Annotated in this window: 18 protein-coding genes and 1 pseudogene; 12 read left to right on the top strand and 7 right to left on the bottom strand. The window is 66.6% G+C overall.

Annotation, left to right across the window (positions count from 1 at the left end; all coding sequences use genetic code 11):
* Positions 1 to 28 precede the first annotated feature (28 nt).
* From OVA11_RS13990 to OVA11_RS13980, 3 genes are all read left to right on the top strand, one after another.
* Positions 29 to 1,993 (top strand): acetyl/propionyl/methylcrotonyl-CoA carboxylase subunit alpha, encoded by a 1,965-nt coding sequence (locus tag OVA11_RS13990; protein WP_268067927.1) that lies wholly within the window; start codon positions 29 to 31, stop codon positions 1,991 to 1,993.
* A gap of 207 nt (positions 1,994 to 2,200) precedes the next feature.
* The gene (locus OVA11_RS13985) at positions 2,201 to 2,599 is read left to right on the top strand and encodes a DUF1489 family protein (RefSeq protein ID WP_268067926.1); all 399 of its coding nucleotides are present in this window, start codon (positions 2,201 to 2,203) and stop codon (positions 2,597 to 2,599) included.
* A gap of 74 nt (positions 2,600 to 2,673) precedes the next feature.
* Complete coding sequence (locus tag OVA11_RS13980) at positions 2,674 to 2,763, top strand: hypothetical protein (RefSeq protein ID WP_024265770.1); 90 nt, start codon at positions 2,674 to 2,676, stop codon at positions 2,761 to 2,763.
* A gap of 1 nt (position 2,764) precedes the next feature.
* Here the strand turns inward: OVA11_RS13980 and panC are convergent, their stop codons facing one another.
* Positions 2,765 to 3,622 (bottom strand): pantoate--beta-alanine ligase, encoded by an 858-nt coding sequence (panC, locus tag OVA11_RS13975; protein WP_268067925.1) that lies wholly within the window; start codon positions 3,620 to 3,622, stop codon positions 2,765 to 2,767.
* A 197-nt stretch (positions 3,623 to 3,819) separates the two neighbouring features.
* Here panC and mipZ point away from each other — a divergent pair, with 197 nt between their 5' ends.
* The 4 genes from mipZ (at position 3,820) to OVA11_RS13955 (ending at position 6,560) form a co-directional block, all read left to right on the top strand.
* The gene (gene mipZ, locus OVA11_RS13970) at positions 3,820 to 4,656 is read left to right on the top strand and encodes a division plane-positioning ATPase MipZ (RefSeq protein WP_268067924.1); all 837 of its coding nucleotides are present in this window, start codon (positions 3,820 to 3,822) and stop codon (positions 4,654 to 4,656) included.
* 73 nt (positions 4,657 to 4,729) lie between these two features.
* Positions 4,730 to 5,182, top strand: a complete 453-nt coding sequence (locus OVA11_RS13965) for a J domain-containing protein (RefSeq protein WP_010920025.1) — start codon at positions 4,730 to 4,732, stop codon at positions 5,180 to 5,182.
* On the top strand, positions 5,179 to 5,238 hold the full coding sequence (locus OVA11_RS13960; protein WP_024265769.1) for a hypothetical protein: 60 nt from the start codon (positions 5,179 to 5,181) through the stop codon (positions 5,236 to 5,238). Before OVA11_RS13965 ends, OVA11_RS13960 begins: the two co-directional genes overlap by 4 nt.
* A gap of 44 nt (positions 5,239 to 5,282) precedes the next feature.
* Entirely contained in the window at positions 5,283 to 6,560 is a 1,278-nt protein-coding gene (locus OVA11_RS13955) for an aminotransferase-like domain-containing protein (RefSeq protein WP_268067923.1), read from the top strand.
* 224 nt (positions 6,561 to 6,784) lie between these two features.
* Here OVA11_RS13955 and OVA11_RS13950 read toward each other — a convergent pair whose 3' ends face one another.
* A complete protein-coding gene (locus tag OVA11_RS13950) occupies positions 6,785 to 8,092 on the bottom strand; it encodes a D-alanyl-D-alanine carboxypeptidase (RefSeq protein WP_268067921.1) in 1,308 nt (435 codons plus the stop codon).
* A 296-nt stretch (positions 8,093 to 8,388) separates the two neighbouring features.
* On the opposite strand from OVA11_RS13950, the gene OVA11_RS13945 reads away from it, so the two are divergent.
* From OVA11_RS13945 to OVA11_RS13930, 4 genes and pseudogenes are all read left to right on the top strand, one after another.
* On the top strand, positions 8,389 to 8,823 hold the full coding sequence (locus tag OVA11_RS13945) for a phasin family protein (RefSeq protein ID WP_012640421.1): 435 nt from the start codon (positions 8,389 to 8,391) through the stop codon (positions 8,821 to 8,823).
* Positions 8,824 to 8,997: 174 nt separating this feature from the next.
* A complete protein-coding gene (locus tag OVA11_RS13940; RefSeq protein ID WP_268067920.1) occupies positions 8,998 to 9,465 on the top strand; it encodes a RidA family protein in 468 nt (155 codons plus the stop codon).
* The gene (locus OVA11_RS13935) at positions 9,465 to 10,238 is read left to right on the top strand and encodes a glycerophosphodiester phosphodiesterase (RefSeq protein ID WP_268067919.1); all 774 of its coding nucleotides are present in this window, start codon (positions 9,465 to 9,467) and stop codon (positions 10,236 to 10,238) included. Before OVA11_RS13940 ends, OVA11_RS13935 begins: the two co-directional genes overlap by 1 nt.
* Positions 10,235 to 11,408 (top strand): annotated as a pseudogene (locus OVA11_RS13930) (GNAT family N-acetyltransferase). Before OVA11_RS13935 ends, OVA11_RS13930 begins: the two are co-directional and overlap by 4 nt.
* 7 nt (positions 11,409 to 11,415) lie before the next feature.
* Here OVA11_RS13930 and OVA11_RS13925 read toward each other — a convergent pair.
* The 4 genes from OVA11_RS13925 to OVA11_RS13910 all read right to left on the bottom strand — a co-directional run bounded on the left by OVA11_RS13925 (position 11,416) and on the right by OVA11_RS13910 (position 16,315).
* The gene (locus OVA11_RS13925) at positions 11,416 to 11,622 is read right to left on the bottom strand and encodes a hypothetical protein (RefSeq protein ID WP_010920016.1); all 207 of its coding nucleotides are present in this window, start codon (positions 11,620 to 11,622) and stop codon (positions 11,416 to 11,418) included.
* A 137-nt stretch (positions 11,623 to 11,759) separates the two neighbouring features.
* A complete protein-coding gene (locus OVA11_RS13920) occupies positions 11,760 to 13,976 on the bottom strand; it encodes a S9 family peptidase (RefSeq protein WP_268067918.1) in 2,217 nt (738 codons plus the stop codon).
* Positions 13,977 to 14,050: 74 nt separating this feature from the next.
* The gene (locus OVA11_RS13915) at positions 14,051 to 14,956 is read right to left on the bottom strand and encodes a polysaccharide deacetylase family protein (RefSeq protein WP_268067917.1); all 906 of its coding nucleotides are present in this window, start codon (positions 14,954 to 14,956) and stop codon (positions 14,051 to 14,053) included.
* Positions 14,957 to 14,959: 3 nt separating this feature from the next.
* Positions 14,960 to 16,315 (bottom strand): SGNH/GDSL hydrolase family protein, encoded by a 1,356-nt coding sequence (locus tag OVA11_RS13910; RefSeq protein WP_268067916.1) that lies wholly within the window; start codon positions 16,313 to 16,315, stop codon positions 14,960 to 14,962.
* Between the two features lie 184 nt (positions 16,316 to 16,499).
* Between OVA11_RS13910 and OVA11_RS13905 the strand changes: the two genes are divergently transcribed.
* Positions 16,500 to 16,835: an EF-hand domain-containing protein gene (locus tag OVA11_RS13905; RefSeq protein WP_268067915.1), complete on the top strand. Its 336-nt coding sequence runs from the start codon at positions 16,500 to 16,502 to the stop codon at positions 16,833 to 16,835.
* A gap of 5 nt (positions 16,836 to 16,840) precedes the next feature.
* On the opposite strand, the gene lepB is transcribed toward OVA11_RS13905, so the two are convergent.
* A complete protein-coding gene (lepB, locus tag OVA11_RS13900; protein WP_268067914.1) occupies positions 16,841 to 17,608 on the bottom strand; it encodes a signal peptidase I in 768 nt (255 codons plus the stop codon).
* Positions 17,609 to 17,761 lie beyond the last annotated feature (153 nt).

The following is a 17,761-nucleotide window of genomic DNA, read 5'->3' as shown; positions in this document are numbered from 1 at the left end:
TCGCGCTTTCGCTAGATTGGGTTTCCCGTTGATCTCCTCCGTCCTGATCGCCAACCGAGGCGAGATCGCCCGTCGCATCATCCGCACCGCTCGCGAGTTGGGCGTGCGGACGATCGCCGTCTATTCCGAGGCGGACGCCAACGCGCCGTTCGTGATGGAGGCTGACGCCGCGATCTTGATCGGTCCGGCGCCGGCCAAGGAGAGCTATCTGGATCCGCGCAAGATCCTGGCGGCGGCCAAGCAGATGGGCGCCGAGGCGATCCATCCCGGCTATGGCTTTCTGTCCGAGAACGCCGAATTCGCCCAGAGCGTGACTGACGCCGGGCTCGTCTGGATCGGTCCGCCGCCGTCCGCGATCCGGGCCATGGGCCTGAAGGACGCCGCCAAGGCGGTGATGATCAAGGCCGGCGTGCCCACCACGCCCGGCTATCTGGGCGAGGATCAGTCGGTCGACCGCCTGACTGCTGAGGCTGCCAAGATCGGCTATCCGGTGCTGATCAAGGCCGTAGCCGGCGGCGGCGGCAAGGGCATGCGCAAGGTCGAGAAGGCCGACGATTTCGAGGCCGCCCTGGGCTCGTGCCGTCGCGAAGCGTCGGCCGCCTTTGGCGATGATCGGGTGCTGCTGGAAAAGTACGTCACCCGGCCGCGCCACATCGAGGTGCAGGTGTTTGGCGACAGCCACGGCAATGTCGTCCACCTGTTCGAGCGCGACTGCTCGCTGCAGCGTCGCCACCAGAAGGTCATCGAGGAAGCGCCGGCGCCAGGCATGGATGAGGCGACCCGCCAGGCGGTCTGCGCCGCTGCGGTCAAGGCCGCCCAGGCCGTGAACTATGTCGGCGCGGGCACCGTCGAGTTCATCGCGGACGCTTCGGAAGGCCTGCGCGCCGACCGCATCTGGTTCATGGAGATGAACACCCGCCTGCAGGTCGAACATCCGGTCACCGAGATGGTCACCGGCCAGGATCTGGTCGAATGGCAGCTGCGGGTCGCTTCGGGCGAGCCGCTGCCGCTGGAGCAGGACGAGATCACCCTGGACGGTTGGGCCATGGAGGCGCGCCTCTACGCCGAGAACCCCGCGACCGGCTTCCTGCCTTCGACCGGTAAGCTCAAGCACTTCCGCCTGCCGGAAGGCGACGTCCGCGTCGATAGCGCGGTGGAGGAGGGCGGCGAGGTCACCCCGTTCTACGATCCGATGATCGCCAAGCTGATCGCCCACGGGGCCGATCGCGAGGACGCCGCCCAGCGCCTGGCCGAGGCCTGCGCCCTGGTCGAGGTCTGGCCGGTCAAGACCAACGCCGCGTTCCTGGCCAAGTGCGCCAGCCATCCCGACTTCGTCGACGGCGCGGTCGATACCGGCTTCATCGAGGCGCGCCTCGACGAGCTGACCGAACGCGCCTTCAGCGACGAGCCGGCGATGGCCGCGATCGGCTGGCGGCTGGACAGCTTCCTCGAAGCAGAAGCCCGTCGCGATCCATGGGAGGGCGCGCCGTCCAAGCTGCTCGGTTTCCGCATGAACGCGCCGCGCGCGCCGATGCATCTGCCGATGTCGACCGACGGCAAGGCCACGCCGCTGCGCGTGGCGCTGATCGGCGGCGGAACCGAGGACTGGTCCTGGGATATCCGCCACGCCGACGGCTCGACCTTTGATGAGGTCACGCGCCTGCCGACCCCCTATGGCAAGGGTCCGATCCAGGTGTTCGAGGGGGGCGACGTCCAGGAGTTCGACTTTGTCGCCAAGGTCGGCGGGGCGGGCGAGGGCGGCGCTTCGGACGGCGCCATCCTGTCGCCGATGCCGGGCAAGATCGTCTCGGTCGCGGTCTCGGCCGGTCAGACGGTGAGCAAGGGCCAAACCCTGCTCACGTTGGAGGCCATGAAGATGGAGCACGCCATGGCCGCGCCGTTCGACGGCGTGGTGGCCGAACTGTCGGCGGTGGCCGGCGGCCAGGTCAGCGAGGGCGTGGTGCTTGCCCGTCTGGAACCGGCTACGGCCTGAACCTCATCGCCAAAACGAGACCGCCGCTGCGGACATCCCCCCACAAGGCGTCCGTAACGGCGGCATGGGGTCTCTTGGACCCTCCCGCGCCCCCACATGAACGCGATTGGGCCTAAGGGATAACGCTGTCATGCGGACGTCGACAGGTTTCTCCCGTCGGGCGAACCGAAATGTTGCCTTGCCCCGTTCGCGCGCTATCTACGCCCCATGGCGCTGCACATCATCAAGCTGGTCGTCGGCTGCGACACCATCGACGACCTCCTAGCCTGGCACAAAACCGGTGAACCCTGGATCATGCACACCCGCATGACGCCCAAGCGTATCGACGAGGTGCTGGATGGCGGCTCGCTGTATCGGGTGTTCAAGGGGCAGGTGCTGTGCCGTCAGAAGATCCTGGCGATCGACACCATCGGTTCCGGCGCCGCCTCGCGCTGCGAGATCACCGTGGATCCGCCGATCATCCGCGTGGCGCCGCAGCCCCGGCGGGCGTTCCAGGGCTGGCGTTATCTCAAGCCCGAGGACGCGCCACCCGACCTGACCGAGGCCGAATCCGCAGATCTGCCCGCCGACCTCGCGCGACAGCTCCGAGAGCTGGGCGCCTGGTAACCGAGGCGGGCGTGTTAGGGGAATGGCAACTGGTGCGGGTGTTTCCTCTCCGGCGAGGGACAGGAGGGGTCACCATGAAAGCCGGCTATGCCGCCTTGGGCGTGGGGATGTTGTTCGTTGGACTAGTCGGCGGTCTGCTGCTGGCGCTGCGTCCGATCGGATAGGTCAACCGACCGCCATATTGTCGATCAGCCTGGTCTTGCCCAGCCACGCGGCGACCAGGATTCGGCCGGGCGCCTCGCCGATGGGCCCGGGGCCCAGCCGCGATAGATCGCTCGCCTCGCGTACTTCTACATAGTCCACCTGGCCAAAGCCTGCGGTCTTCAGCGCAGCGATCGCGGCTTCTTCGGCTGCGTCGATCCTGGCGCCGTCCGCCACCGCTGCAGCGGCGGCCTTCATCGCCGTCGGCAGGGCCACCGCGGCGGCGCGTTCTTCCGCCGACAGATAGGCGTTGCGTGAGGACAGGGCTAGGCCGTCATCGGCCCGCGCGGTGGGCGCACCGATAATCTCGACCGGAATATCCAGATCGCGCGCCATCCGGCGAACGACCTGAAGCTGCTGGTAGTCCTTCTCGCCGAACACCGCGACATCGGCCTGCGACTGGATGAACAGCTTGGCGACCACGGTCGCGACACCGCCGAAGAACTGCGGGCGCGCCGCGCCCTCGAGCGGTTCAGACACGCCCGACACGCTGACCAGCGTCGAGAAGCCCGGCGCGTACATCTCGGTCGCGTTCGGCGCGAACAGCAGGTCGCAACCGACCGAGGCCAGCTTCTCAGCGTCGGCCGCCTCGCCGCGCGGATAGGCGTCGAAGTCCTCGTGCGGGGCGAACTGCTTGGGATTGACGAAGACGGTGGCGATCACGCGCTCTGCGTGCTGCTGGGCCAGCCGCACCAGAGACAGGTGGCCCTCGTGCAGGGCGCCCATGGTCGGAACGACCGCCACGCGTTGCCCAGCCGCCTTCCAGGCGCGCACATGCTCGCGCATCTCGGCGACAGTGCGAACGATGATCGGGCTGGTCATTGGGGGGCTCCACGCGAACTGGCGAGCGCTTATGGCCTTAGAGATAGGGAAGGTCCACCTTCCCCCAACGGGAACGCATCCGCAGCCTGCGACAATAAGGTCTGTGGATTGAGGCCCTTAGCCCCCTCTGGGGTGGGAAACATCGTGTTAACCTTCAATTAAGAGTCGCTGAGTCGCGACGCAGAAGGATCCGAGCCATGGCCGAAACGCGCGTTATCGTCGTCGGCAACGAGAAGGGCGGCGCTGGCAAGTCGACCATCGCCGTGCACCTCGTCACCGCGTTGCTGTACGGCGGCGCCAAGGTCGCTGTCATCGACCTGGACCTGCGCCAGCGCACCTCGGCCCGGTTCTTCGAGAACCGCCGCGCGTGGCTGGAGAACAAGAAGATCGAGCTGCCAGAGCCCCTGGCCCTGAACCTTAGCGACAACGACGTCGCCCTGGCCGAAAGGCCGGAAGAAGAGCAGGTGGCCGGTTTCGAAGCCGCTTTCGCCAAGGCCCAGGCCGAATGCGACTTCATCCTGATCGACACCCCCGGCGGCGACAGCGCCATCACCCGCATGGCCCATGGCCGCGCGGACCTGGTGGTCACGCCGATGAACGACAGCTTCGTCGACTTCGACATGCTGGGCACGGTGGACCCCGTGAGCCTGGAGCTGACCAAGCCCAGCCTCTATTCTCTGACCGTCTGGGAGGGTCGCAAGCAGCGCGCTCTGTCGGGCCAGCGCCAGGCGATGGACTGGGTAGTGCTGCGCAACCGTCTGGCCACCACCGAGGCGCGGAACCGCAAGCGTCTGGAGGACCGCCTCAACGCCTTGGCCAAGCGCGTCGGCTTCCGGATCGGGCCTGGCCTGCGCGACCGGGTCATCTATCGCGAGCTGTTCCCCTTCGGTCTGACCATCGCCGACCTGTCGCCGCAGGTGCGTCCGGTTCCGGTTTCGCTGCAGCATCTGGCGGCGCGTCAGGAACTGCGTGCTCTGATGCACAGCCTGGGCCTATCGGCCTATTCCGGCGAGACGATGCTGGCGGCGCAGTAAGCGCGCGGCTACAAATCTAAGCGAGCGGGCGGCCGGGGCGACCTCGCCGCCCGTTTTCGTTTCTGGAGCGCCGATGATCTATCTGCTGCTGGGCGCGGTGATTATCACCTTCCTGCTCTGGCCGCGTGGCCGGGCGCTGTTGAAGGGCGATGGCTGGCGCGTCGGGGCCGGGGCGGCGGCGATCGCCGCCTTCGCGGTGGCCGCCTACGCCACGATCCGCGGCGCGTGGGGCACGGGCATCGTCCTGGGCGTGATCGGCCTGTGGAGCGTCACCGAGGCGCGGCGGCGGCCGATCGTCCGCCGCGAGGTGGTACATCCGCCGAAGCCCGAGCTGAGTCTTTCCGAAGCCCGTGCGATCCTGGGCGTGGGTCCCGAGGCGAGCCTGGCGGAGGTCAAGGCCGCCTATAACCGCCTGATCCAGATGGCGCATCCCGACAAGGGCGGCACCGAGGGGCTGGCCGCGCAACTGAACGCCGCGCGGGATCGTTTGATCAAGCCGCGCGGCTCAGCTAGGGTCGAGCCATGATCAATCGTGAACGCTTCTGGCGCCGCCGCTCGTCGGGCCAAACCTGCTCGGTATGACGCCCTGAACCCGGTTCAGGATGAGCCATGACGCTTGGCTCCCGATGTCATCTTCAGTTCGGACTTTGATCACCCCTATGACGACCCAGACTTCAGAGCGCGCCCAGGACTGGGCCGGCCGCTTCAGCGAACGCATGAGCCGTGTCCGCGCCAGCGAGATTCGCGAACTTCTCAAGCTACTCGACCAGCCCGACATCCTGTCGTTCGCCGGCGGCATTCCCGATCCGGGCCTGTTCCCCGCGCAGGAGATCCAGAAGGGCTACGACGCCATTCTGGCCGATCCCGTCCTGTCGCGTCAGGCGCTGCAGTACTCGGTGAGCGAGGGCTACCTGCCGCTGCGCCAGTGGATCGCCGAACGCATGACCCGCGACGGCATGCCGTGCGGTCCGGACAACATCATGCTGACCGCCGGCTCGCAGCAGGCGCTGGATCTGATCGGCAAGCTGTTCCTGACCAAGGGCGACACGGTGATGGTCGCGCGTCCGACCTATCTGGGCGCGCTGCAGGCCTTCAACGGCTATGAGCCGGCCTATCTGGACCTGCCGGAGACGGCGTTAAGCCAGGGCGTCGACGAGGCGGCCCTGATGGCGGGCCGCGCGCCTCAGCCTCTGGGCTATTTTGTGCCGGACTTCGCCAACCCCACGGGCGTCAGCCTGACCCTGGCCGAGCGCGAGGCGCTGCTGGCCCTAGCCGACAACCTGGACATGACCCTGGTCGAAGACGCGGCTTATCGCGAGCTGCGTTTCGCCGGCGAGGCGACGCCGACGGTTCTGGGGCTGGACATCGCCCGCTCGGGCGGGATCGACAATGCCCGGACGCTGTTCCTGGGCACCTTGTCCAAAACCCTCTCGCCGGCCTTGCGGATCGGCTGGGTCTGCGGGCCCAAGGCTGTGATCGAGAAGCTGGTGCTGCTCAAGCAGGGCGCGGACCTGCACGTCTCGACGATCAACCAGATGGTCGCCCATCGCGCGGTGACCGAGGGCTATGACCAACACCTGCACCGCCTGCGCGGCGCCTACGGGGCCAAGGCGCGGGTGATGCTGGCGGCGCTGGAGCGGGCCATGCCCAAGGGCGTGACCTGGTCGCATCCGGAAGGCGGCATGTTCGTTTGGATCGATATGCCCGAGGGGATCGACGGCGCGGCTCTGCTGGCGCGGGCTATCGAAGAAGAGCGCGTGGCCTTCGTCCCCGGTGCGCCGTTCTTCGCCGAAAAGCAAACCCCGAACGCGATCCGCCTCAGCTACTCGCTGCCGACCGACGCGCAGATCGAGGAGGGCGTGCAGCGCCTGGCGCGGCTGATCGGGAAGGCGATCAACGCCTAGAGCCTTTAGCCTGAAATCGGAATCGATTTCAGGCGTTAAAAAGGCTCTAAATCAGATACTTAGAGCGTGAGAATAGCCGAAACCGGTTCCCACTTTCGGCCTCACGCTCTAGAGCTATCGCGAAACTTGGCCGTGAATACGAAAGAGCGCCGGAGCAAAGCCGCCCGGCGCTCTTGGTTCGTCTGGCCTCGGGGTTCGCCGGGGAAATCGGCGGTGGGTTTCGCCTACGGCTTCAGCACAATGCAGGGCATCCGCTTGGCCTTCAGGGCCGAGCAGGCCTCGCGGGCGGCTTCGTTGGTCATGCCTTGGAACTGCGCCCGGAACATGCCGCCAGCCCCCTCAACGGCGCCCTCGGCGTCGCTGACCAGCTTGGTGATCCGGCCGCGCACCAGCTTCAACTGTTCGTTGGCCAGCGACTTGGAGCGGAAGGCGCCGACCTGCACGCCCCATTCGCCCTTCGGCTTCTTCACCGCCTTGACCGGCGTCGCCGCCTGGGCGCCGCGCAGGGTGGGGGAGACCTTCACGGGCGCGGAACGGGGGTTTTCGGTCAGGACGATGCTGAGGCCAGCCTGGTCGCCGTCGCCTTGCTCGGCCGACGGACGCTCGATCGGGCCCGAGGGCTCGTCCTCATAGATGTTGGCCGCGATGGTGGTGCGCTCACCGCGCGACCGGCGCTTGATCACGTCAAAGCCGGTCAGCAGCAGGTCTTCCATATTGTTGTCGCGCCAAGCGGTCGAGGGGCCGCCCAGGACCACGGCGATCAGGCGACGACCATCGCGCACGGCCGAGCCGGCGAGGTTGAAGCCCGAGGCGTTGGTGTAGCCGGTCTTCAGGCCGTCGAACCCTTCCATGCTGTCCAGCAGGCGGTTGTGGCCCTTGATGTAGTTGCCCCGGAAGTAGAAGCCCTTCACCGAGAAGTAGCTGTAGTACTGCGGGAAGTCGCGCATCGCGGCGCGTGAAAGGATGGCGAGGTCGCGGGCGGTCGAGATCTGCCGGCTGTCGGGCAGGCCCGAAGCGTTGACGAAGCGGGTGTTGCGCATGCCCAGTTCCTGGCCGCGCAGGGTCATCAGGGCGGCGAAGCGCGACTCGCTTCCGGCCAGCCGCTCGGCCACGGCGGTGGCGACGTCGTTGGCCGACTTGACCGCCATCGCCTTGATCGCCTCGTCGACGGTCATGCTCTCGCCCGGACGCAGGCCGATCTTGGTCGGCGCCTGCGCCGCCGCACGAGGCGACATCACGATCTGATCGGTGAGCTTCAGGCGGCCTTCGCTGAGCGCTTCGAAGGTCAGGTAGAGGGTCATGACCTTGGTGATCGAGGCGGGATAGCGCGGGCTGTCGCCGCGCTTGTCGTAGAGGACCTCGCCCGAATTGGCGTCGATCACGATGGCCGCGTACTTCGGCTCCGATGCGTTCAGTTGCAGGTAAGGGACGGCGGCCGAGGCGGCGGTGGGCGCGAACGTACCGGCAAGACACGTCAGGGCCAGACCAGCGGCGGCGAGCAAGGAGCGGGCGGAGGTAAGCCTGGCGAACATGAAGCGACGTCCGTCATTTGAACTGGAAGCGGTTCCGCACCGCCACACGCGTAGAGCCTACCATGATGGATGCGGTGTTTCGCCAAAGTAAACAACTGGTGAGCGATCTTGCCGCAGACGCGGAAAAATGAGGCGGGTGGCGCCGATGGTTCAGCTTGCCCTTAGGTTATGGTGCGCTGCACAAAATTCTTGACTGCTGCACTGCAACATGGCAAACCGGCGTTGTTCCAAGCGCAGAGGGGCGAGTTGCAGCTCGACCTTCCGCCCCGCCTCCTTTCCTCCCCAGGAGACTCCCCATGGCCGCGGCCGAAAACCTGAAGACCACCGTCGAGCAGTTCACCACCGCGTCGAACCAAGCGTTCAAGGACGGCGTCGAAAAGTCGCTGGCCGCGCTGGCCGAAGCCAACACCCATTCGAAGAAGAACCTGGAAGCCGTCGTGGCTTCGGTGACGGCCGCCACCAAGGGCGCTGAAGCCCTGGGCGCCGAAACCTTCGCCTACTCCAAGAAGCTGGCCGAAGACCAAGTCGCCGCCGCCAAGTCGCTGGCCGCCGCCAAGAGCGTGCAGGAAGCCGTCGAGCTGCAGACCGCCTGGGCCAAGTCGGCCCTGGAAGCCTATATCGCCCAGGTCAGCAAGGCCTCGGAGATCGTCTCGGCCTCGATCAAGGACTCGGTGAAGCCGCTGAACGAACGCGTCAGCGCCGCCGTCGAAAAGTTCCAGGCCGCCCGCTAAGGCCTGCTCCAGGTGCGCTCACCGGCGTGTCTGTGGCATCAGAACTTGAAGGCCCGGATCGCAAGGTCCGGGCCTTTTCTGTTTGGGCGCTTTGCGCGGCAAAGCCTGTGCGGCTTAGACCTTTTGCCGACCGATCCGTCGCGGTAAGCATGCCTCCAGAAATCTGAGTGGAGCGTGTGCATGTCGACCGTCGAGGACCGTCTGAACGCCATGGGCGTGGAACTGCCGCAGCCGGTGGCGCCGGTGGCCAACTATGTACCGTTCGTACGCTCCGGAAACCTGGTCCACATCTCGGGCCAGATCTCGATCGCCGCGGATGGCGGCATCAAGGGCACGGTCGGCGTCGATGTCGATCTTGAGACCGCCCAGAAGGCCGCGCGCCTGTGCGGCGTCAACCTGCTGGCCCAGATGAAAGCCGCCTGCGACGGTGACCTCGAGCGCGTGGTCCGAGTCGTGAAACTGGGCGGCTTCGTCCAGGCTGGACCCGATTTCATCGATATTCCCAAGGTCATCAACGGCTGCTCGGACCTGATGGTCGAGGCCTTGGGCGACAAGGGGCGTCACGCCCGCTCGGCGGTCGGGGTCTATAAGCTGCCTCTCGGCTTCGCGGTCGAGGTTGATGCGGTGGTGGAGATCATCTGATGCGCGCGCGCGAACGCCCTCCGGTCGAAACCTTCGGAGCGGCGTGGGACGCGCTCTTTGATCGACCGATCGCCCATCGCGGCCTCTGGAGCCGTGATGGCGCGCCGGAGAACTCGCTGGGCGCCTTTCAGGCCGCCTGCGCGCACGATTACGGCATCGAGCTGGACGTCCAGCTGACGGCTGATGGCGACGCGGTCGTCTTCCACGACGAGCGGCTGGAGCGGATGGCCGGTGTCGAAGGCCGAGTGCGCGACCACACCGCCGCCGAGCTGGGCGCCCTGGCGCTGAAGGGCACGGACGAGACCATCCCGACCCTCGCCGAAGCCCTGACCGTGATCGGCCATCGGGCTATGGTGCATATCGAGCTCAAGACCCCGTTCGGCGAGGTCGGACCGCTGGAAAAACGGGTCTCGGAGATCCTGATCGACCATAACGGTCCGACGGCGATTATCGGGTTCAATCCCTATTCCCACGCCTGGTTCGCCGACCACCATCCTCAGATTCTGCGGGGCTTGGACAGCTACGGCTGGAACGACGAGGGCGCGCGACACGTGGCGCCGGAGATGCGTAAATCGATGGCCGCCCTGGAGCATATCGAGATCGCGCGACCTGATTTCCTGGCCCTGGGTCTGGACATGCTGCCCAGCCCCAAGGCCGATGTCCTGCGCGCCAAGGGCATGCCTGTCATCGCCTGGACGGTGCGCAAGCCCGAACAGTGGGCGGCGATCGAGGCCCATTGCGACAACCTGATCTTCGAGGGCTTCCACGCGTGACCGCCGGTCCCATGGGGGTCCAGTCTGCTGTCCGTGTCCATCGCGCGATCAGCGAGATCGGCCAGGACGCCTGGGACGCCTGCGCCGCATCCACTGGCGACCCGTTCGTCTCCTACGACTTTCTGTCGATCCTGGAGGAGAGCGGCTGCGTCGCGGCGCGGACCGGCTGGGCGCCGCAGCATCTCACGGTGCTGGATGGGGCCGATCAGGTCGCCGGCGTCATGCCGCTTTATCTGAAATCCCACAGCCAGGGCGAATACGTCTTCGACCATTCCTGGGCCGACGCCTATGAGCGGGCGGGGGGGGCGCTATTACCCCAAGCTCCAGGGCTCATCGCCGTTCTCGCCGGTAACCGGTTCGCGGCTGATCGTACGGCCTGACATTGACGCTGATGAGGGGCGGTCGGCGCTGCTGGACGGCGCCCTGACGCTGTGCGAGCGGATGGGCGCGTCATCGCTGCACGTGACCTTCCCGGTCGAGGATCAGTGGCGCTGGATGGGCGAGCGCGGGATGCTGCTGCGCCAGGACCAACAGTACCACTGGGAGAACCGCGGCTACGAAACCTTCGACGACTTCCTCGGCGCCCTGTCAGCCAACCGCCGCAAGACCATCCGCCGCGAGCGCCGCGACGCCCAGGAGGGGCTGGAGATCGTCGCGCTGACGGGCGCGGACCTGACCGAAGATCACTGGGACGCGTTCTTCGCGTTCTACATGGATACCGGCGGACGCAAGTGGGGGCGGCCCTATCTGAACCGCCCGTTCTTCTCGCTGCTAGGCCAGCGGATGGCCGACAAGGTGCTGCTGATCCTGGCGCGGCGGCCCGGCGGGCCTTTCATCGCCGGAGCGCTGAACCTTCTGGGCCGCGATTGCCTGTATGGTCGCCACTGGGGCTGCGTCGAGGACGTGCCGTTCCTGCATTTCGAGCTGTGCTACTATCAGGCCATCGAGCATGCGATCCGCCTGGGACTGCCGCGTGTCGAGGCCGGCGCGCAAGGGCAGCACAAGATCGCCCGTGGCTACCTACCGAGTGCGGTCTATTCCGCGCACTGGATCGCCGATCCGATGCTGCGCGAGCCGGTGGCGCGCTACCTGGAGCGCGAGCGTGTGGCGGTGGAGAGCGACATGGAGATGCTCACCGAGGAATACTCGCCGTTCCGCGAGGAGCGCTGACCTCGCCCTAGTGAAGCGTGCGTGCGGCGCCCAGCCAGCTGTCGAGCGCCCGGGCTTCCACGCGGTCTTGCTCCTCCTGCAGGCTCATTTCCTCAAGGAGGATAGCGGCCAGCAGCCACTCTTCGAGATCCTCGACCGTAGCGCGGCCGTCCTCGATCGCTTCCTTGACGGTGTCGAGCAGCCATTCGACGGCGACATCGGGAGACTTGGTCATGACGCGTGTTTCCTGAACCAGTGTCTCAACCTTACGCTGCTCCCGCGCCCGAGGCCCTGCGACATAAGGTCGGGGCCCGAGGACGTGTTGTCGCAGGGCGACCCGCGCTCCGTTGCGGCGCGCGGGTCATCGCAGGCTCACCGCCCCTTCAGCTTGCGATCGAAGAAGTCCAGGTGGGTCTTCAGCACGCTGAGGCCCTTGGTTTTGCTACCGGGCGCGCTGTGACGTTCGCCAGGATACATGGCCATCTCGAACAGGATCGCCTTTCGTTGCAAGGCGGCCATCAGCCGGGTGCTGTTCTCGAAGATCACATTGTCGTCGGCCATGCCGTGCAGCAGCAGAAGGCTGCCCGGCGCCAGTTTGTCGATGCGGTTGTTGATGTCCGAATAGGCGTAGCCGGCCTTGTTCTCGTCGGGCTTGCCCATGTAGCGCTCGGTGTAGGCCGTGTCGTACAGGCTCCACTCGGTCGGCGGGGCGCCAGAGGCGCCGGCCTTGAACGGAGTGTTCTCGGCGGTCAGTAGCATCAGGGTCATAAAGCCACCATAGGACCAGCCCATGACGCCCAACCTGTCGGCGTCGACATAGGGCTGGCTGGCCAGGAACTTGGCGCCCAGCAACTGGTCCTCGACCTCGACGGTGCCGAGCTTGCGGTCCAGGGCGCGCATGAACTTGGCCGAGCGGTTGCCGCTGCCACGATTATCCAGCTTGAAGATCACATAGCCGGCCTCGAGATAGGTGCGCTCTGACGGGCTGTGCCAGTTCTTCATCACGCGCTGGGCGTGAGGGCCGCCATAGACCGAGACGATGGCGGGGTACTTCTTGGCCGGATCGAAGCCGATGGGCTTGAGGATCTCATAGTGCAGCGTCTCGCCGTCCGAAGCCTTCAGCGAGCCGAACTCGGGCTGGGGCAGGTTGGCGGCGTAGGGCCAGTAGGGGTGTCCCTCGGCCAGCTTGTTCTCCTCGATCCAGCGCACGCGCTTGCCGTCGGCCGAATAGAGGGCGGTCTGGGGCGGGGTCTTGGGATCGCTGTAGGTGCCAGCGAAGGCGCCACCCGCGTCCGCCACCTTGGCGGCCCACCAGCCGCCGGCCGAGGTCAGCGCCTTGGGCTTGCCCGGCTTGGCGTAGCTCACCTCATACAGGCGACGCTCGATCGGCGTATCAATCGAGGCTGAGAAGATGGCGACCTTGCGGGCCTCGTCGACACCCTCCAGGCCGATGACCGGCCAGTCGCCCTTGGTGATCTGGGCGATCAGCTTGCCGTCGGCGGCGTAGCGATAGAGATGCTGGTTGCCGTCCTTCTCTGAGCCCCACAGGAACGTGCCGTCCGTAAGCGGGCGGAAGTCGTTGCTGACCTCGATGAAATGCGGGTCGGTATCGGTGAGGATGGTCTTACCGGCGCCGGTGGCTGCGTCGAAGGCCAGGAGATCGAGCGTCTTCTGGTCGCGCGACAGCCGCTGGACATAGACGGTCTTGCCGTCGGCTGACCAGGCGACGCGCGCGACATAGATGTCCTTGTTGGCGCCCAGGTCGAGAGCCGTGATCTTGCCCGACGCCAGATCGCGGACGAATAGGTCGACCACGGCGTTGGGGCGACCCGCGCGCGGATAGCGCTGGTTGACCACCGTGGCCCCGCCCGGACCGATGTCGGCGCGCGGCACGATATCGACGCCGCTCTCGTCAACACGCGTGTAGACGATGCGGCTCTCATCCGGGCTCCACCAGTAGCCGGTGAAACGGTCGAGCTCCTCCTGGACGATGAACTCGGCCACGCCGAACGACAGGGCGTCCTTGCCCTCGGTGGTCAGGGCGATCTCGGCGCCGCCTGCGACGGGCTTGATATACAGGTTCTGGTCGCGGACATACGAGACGTAGCCGCCCTTGGGCGAGACCTTGGCGTCGACCTCGTCGCCCGGGGTTTCGGTCAGGCGCGTGATCTTCCCGTCGGCGACGGTGTCCAGATAGAGGTCGCCGTCCAGCGGGACCAGGATGAAGCGGCCCTGGCGGTCCCAGCTGTACTCGACGATGCCGCGGGCCGAGACGCGGGCGCGTTCGCGGCGGGCCTTCTCGGCTTCCGACAGCTCCTTGTCGCCCGAGGAGAGCGCGGCGCTGTCGATCAGGCGATAGGGCTCGCCGCCCTTCACGTCGGCCGCCCACAGGTCCTGGATGTTCGCGGCCTCGGGCTTGCTCTTCAGATAGGTGACGCGCTTGCCGTCGGGCGAAAGCGCGACGCCCCGCGCCGTCGGGCCGCTGAGGCTGGGATCGGCGAAGATGCGTTCCGGGGTAAGCTTCTCCGCCATGGCGGGCGTGGAGAGGGCGAGAACGGCCGCGAGCGCCGTCAATGAGGGCTTTTTCATGGCGCCGGACGCTAAGCGGGCGCGCCGTGCTTGTCAGCAGCGAAGTTGTTTCACGCTTGAAACGCGAGGGCGCGTCAGCGGCACAAGCGCTCCAGCGGGGCCAGGTCCACGGAACTTGGCGGGACCGGCAGGCCCTTGGCGCGCAGGGCGCCGTCCAGGGTGGTGGGCTCCGGCGCCAAGCTCGGGTCGGTTTCCGTCCGGTAGAACGGATGCTTTTGGGCCTCGGCCAAGGTCGTGAAGCCAAAGCCCCTGTCCTGATAGAGCTTGAACAGGCGAGGGGCCATGCGCGCGTCGAAGGCCCCGCCATGCATCAACAGGACGTAGGGGATGTCCTTGCCAAACAACGCGTGGCTCATCGCGCGCGCGCGATCAGCGTCGGCTGCGGCGCCGTCCAGGAAGCGTCGCTCAAGCTCGGCGATCGCGGCCTGATCGCCCTTGGCCATGCAGCGGGCGTAGGGCTCGTTATAGGCGTAGTCGCCAAAACCCATGGTGACGCTGGCGATCTTGTAGTGGTTGGCGGCCAGCCAGGTCCGCACCGCCAGGCGCTTTTCCGGCGTATCGCCCTCCGAGAGGAACGGATAGCGCAGCCAGCGCCAGTCTTCCTGGTCCATCAGGGCCTTCAGTGTCGGCTCGTTGCGCTCGATTTCGGCGATGAACTGCTCAGGCGTCAGGCTGGCCAGGTTCTGGTGCGACCAGGTGTGGTTGCCCAGCGGCTGACCGGCGTCGCGCCACATCGTCAGCACCGGCGCCGAGTCGGGTTCGCGCTCTTTCTGCACCGCGTTGATGAAGCCGAAGGCGGGCGCTCCAGCTTCGGCGGACGCCTTCAACAGTTCGGCGGCCACCTGAACACGGGTGACGCCGGGCGGCAGAGCGCTGTGGGCGGGCAGGTCGTCCCAAGTGACAGCGATGACGGGCTTGTCAGCCGCATAGGCAGCGCCCGACAGCGCCAGGGCGAGGACAGCATAGAACAGGATGCGCATGGACTAGCGGCTCTCGAAAAGGCTTAGCGGAATGGCGTCGGCCATCGCCTTGTAACCCGCCATGTTAGGATGCAGGCCGTCATTGTCGTAGGCCGGTAGCAGGTGGGTCGGCCGCGCCGGGTCTCGCAGGGCGGCGTCCCAGTCAATCACGGCGTCGAAATTGCCAGGTGCGCGGATCCAGGCGTTCACAGCCTGCCGCGCGGCTTCGGCCTCGGCTGGCGGATGGTAGTAGGCCGAGCCGGAGTAGGGGAGGATCGTTGCGCCGATGGCCTTGATCCCCCTGGCGCGCGCCTTGGCGACCATGCCGGCGAAGGCGGCGATCAGATCCTGGGCCATGCGGGCGTTGGTCGGCGCGTCTTGCGCCGTGTCGCGGTTGAGGGCGCCGAGGTCGTTGACGCCTTCCAGGATGATCAGGTGGCTGACGCCCGACTGGGAGAGCACATCACGATCGAAGCGGGACACGCCGCTGGGGCCCAGACCGTCGGCCAGCACGCGGTTGCCGCCGATCCCAAGGTTCAGGACGGCGATGTTCTTGCCCTTAAGCCGTTCGATCAGGCCATCGGTCCAGCGCAGGTTGGTGTTGGGCTGGACGCCATAGCCGTCGGTGATGCTGTCACCGAACGCGACAATGGCCGAAGCCTTCTCCGACTGGACGTCGATACTGGCGATCTGGAACCAGCGATCAGCGGTCTTGGCGCCGGGCAGATCGGCGGCGGCGGTGTGGTCGCCGGTCAGAATGTAGGACGTCGCGCGCGAGCCAGGGTGCCCGGTCTGGACGCTGGGCGCTGAGGGATAGTGCAGGCTGATGGCCAGATGGGCGAGGGGCTCGACCTTCAGCTTTATCGGGTCCGACCAGAGCTCGCCGCCGGCGGGGAGGGTCACGCGGGTCGCGCCGGCGAAGGTCAGCGCCCGGTCGGTAGCCGGATCGATCCGGGCCGTATCCGGAGCCGCAGAGACCGCGACACGGGCCGCGGTGATGGTCAGCGGCTGGGTTCCGAACAGGTTGGAGAGCTTGACCCGCAGCCTGTCGCCGCCGATCGACAGCCGGACCACCTGTCGCAGGGTGGCGTTCGAATAGTCCTCCGGCGCGAGGCTGTTCTGGGCGTTGGGCGCGAGTTGAGCGCTGGCCCAGGCGCCGACCCAGCGCTGGCTTTGCGCCTGAACGGGCAGGGCCAGAAGCAGGGCCAAGCTGGCGGCGGCCCATGCGGACCGCGCGAACCGTCTCATGTGCGTTTTCTCCCGCCCGTCGCTTATTCTTGCGTTAGCGGTAACATTTCTAGGTCGTTCGCCAAGAGGCGTAAAGCGGCGATCGGAAGGGTTTGCTGCTGGGGTGGTGCTGCGACCGCTCGTCGCGGTCACTAGGAATCGCTTGCAACTAGCTGTGTGTTAGCGCTATCAAACGCGGGTGAGGCGCCGAGCGCCTCTGCCCTTCCTGGGCGTTTCCTCCCTATGACTTTGTAGCCCGGTCTTTATGGCCGGGCTTTCTTTTTGCGCGATCGGCGATCTGGGGCTTAGACTGCGCCTGAAAGTTCGGAGATCCGCCGTGACCATTGGCAAGCCGTCCAAGAAGACCGAGACCCTGGAAATCCGCCTTCCACCGGAAACCAAGGCCGCGTTCATGGCCCGCTGCCAGGCCACTCGCCGCACGGCAAGCCAAGCGCTTCGCGGCTTCATCGAGCAGGATCTGGTGACGCCGAAACCATCGCCACGCCGTCGGAGCCTGGCCTGGCATGCGCTGGCTGCGGCGGTCGCGGGTCTGGCTGTCGGCGCCGTCGCAGCGCCGTCGCTCGCTCGCACCTCGACCTCGGACGCGACCTTCGAGCGTCTGGACGTCAATCATGACGGAGTCCTCAGCATTGAAGAGTTCCGCGCCCGCTAGTCGCTCTAGCGGATCGGGCGCGCGAAGCGATCCCACTGGAGGTTCAGCCAGGTCCAGGGCTTGTAGAGCGCCGCACCCGGCTTCCAGGAGGCGAGCACGAAGCTGGCCTCGCCGATGATGTGGTCGGCCGGCAGGAAGCCGACGCCGACCTCACCGGGCCAGCGGCTATCGAGCGAGTTATCGCGATTGTCGCCCATCATGAAGTACTGGCCGGCCGGCACGACATAGGTCTCGGTGTCGTCGCCCGGCTGACCCGCGCCGCCGTCGTAGGTGACGTAGCCGCGCCCATCGGCCTGCCGTTCGCGCACTTGCAGGACCGTGCGGTCGGGCGCGTCGTGATCCTGGGTCAGACCCAGCGGCGTCTGCGGTATCGGCACTTCGTTGACGTAAACCTGGCCGCCCGCCACGCGGACTCTGTCGCCCGGAAGGCCGATCACCCGCTTGATCCAGGTCTGGCTTGGATCACGCGGGAGACGGAACACCACAACGTCGCCGCGTTCGGCCCCCTTGCCCAGCAGGCGACCGTCGGGCAGCGGCGGATTGAGGGGCAGGGACGCCCGGCTCCAGCCATAGGCGAACTTTAAAACGATGATGTAGTCGCCGATCACCAGTCCCGGCTCCATCGAGGAAGACGGGATGGTGAAGGGCTGAAAGATCACAACGCGCAAGGTCAAGGCGATGGCGAGCCCCGCTCCGGCGATCCGAAGCGTTTCAAGGAACTCCTGGCGCAGCGTGTTCGGTGCGGGGGCGGCGGGGGTGGATGTCTGGGTCATGGCGCCAGTCAGCCGAGGCAACTTGTCTTTCGCCAGCAAGACCGTGTCGGGACAGCCGGATATCGTGTCCGGACAAGCTTGGAGCTGCTCGCTCGACGCAAAAAGAAAGGGCCGGACGACGCGCGTCCGGCCCGAAGTTCGAGGGGTGATAGA

Origin of the sequence: Caulobacter sp. SL161 (assembly GCF_026672375.1) — a bacterium.
Taxonomy (GTDB): Bacteria; Pseudomonadota; Alphaproteobacteria; order Caulobacterales; family Caulobacteraceae; genus Caulobacter.
Note: the sequence above shows the minus strand (reverse complement) of the source record. Positions and strands in the feature narration are given on the sequence as shown.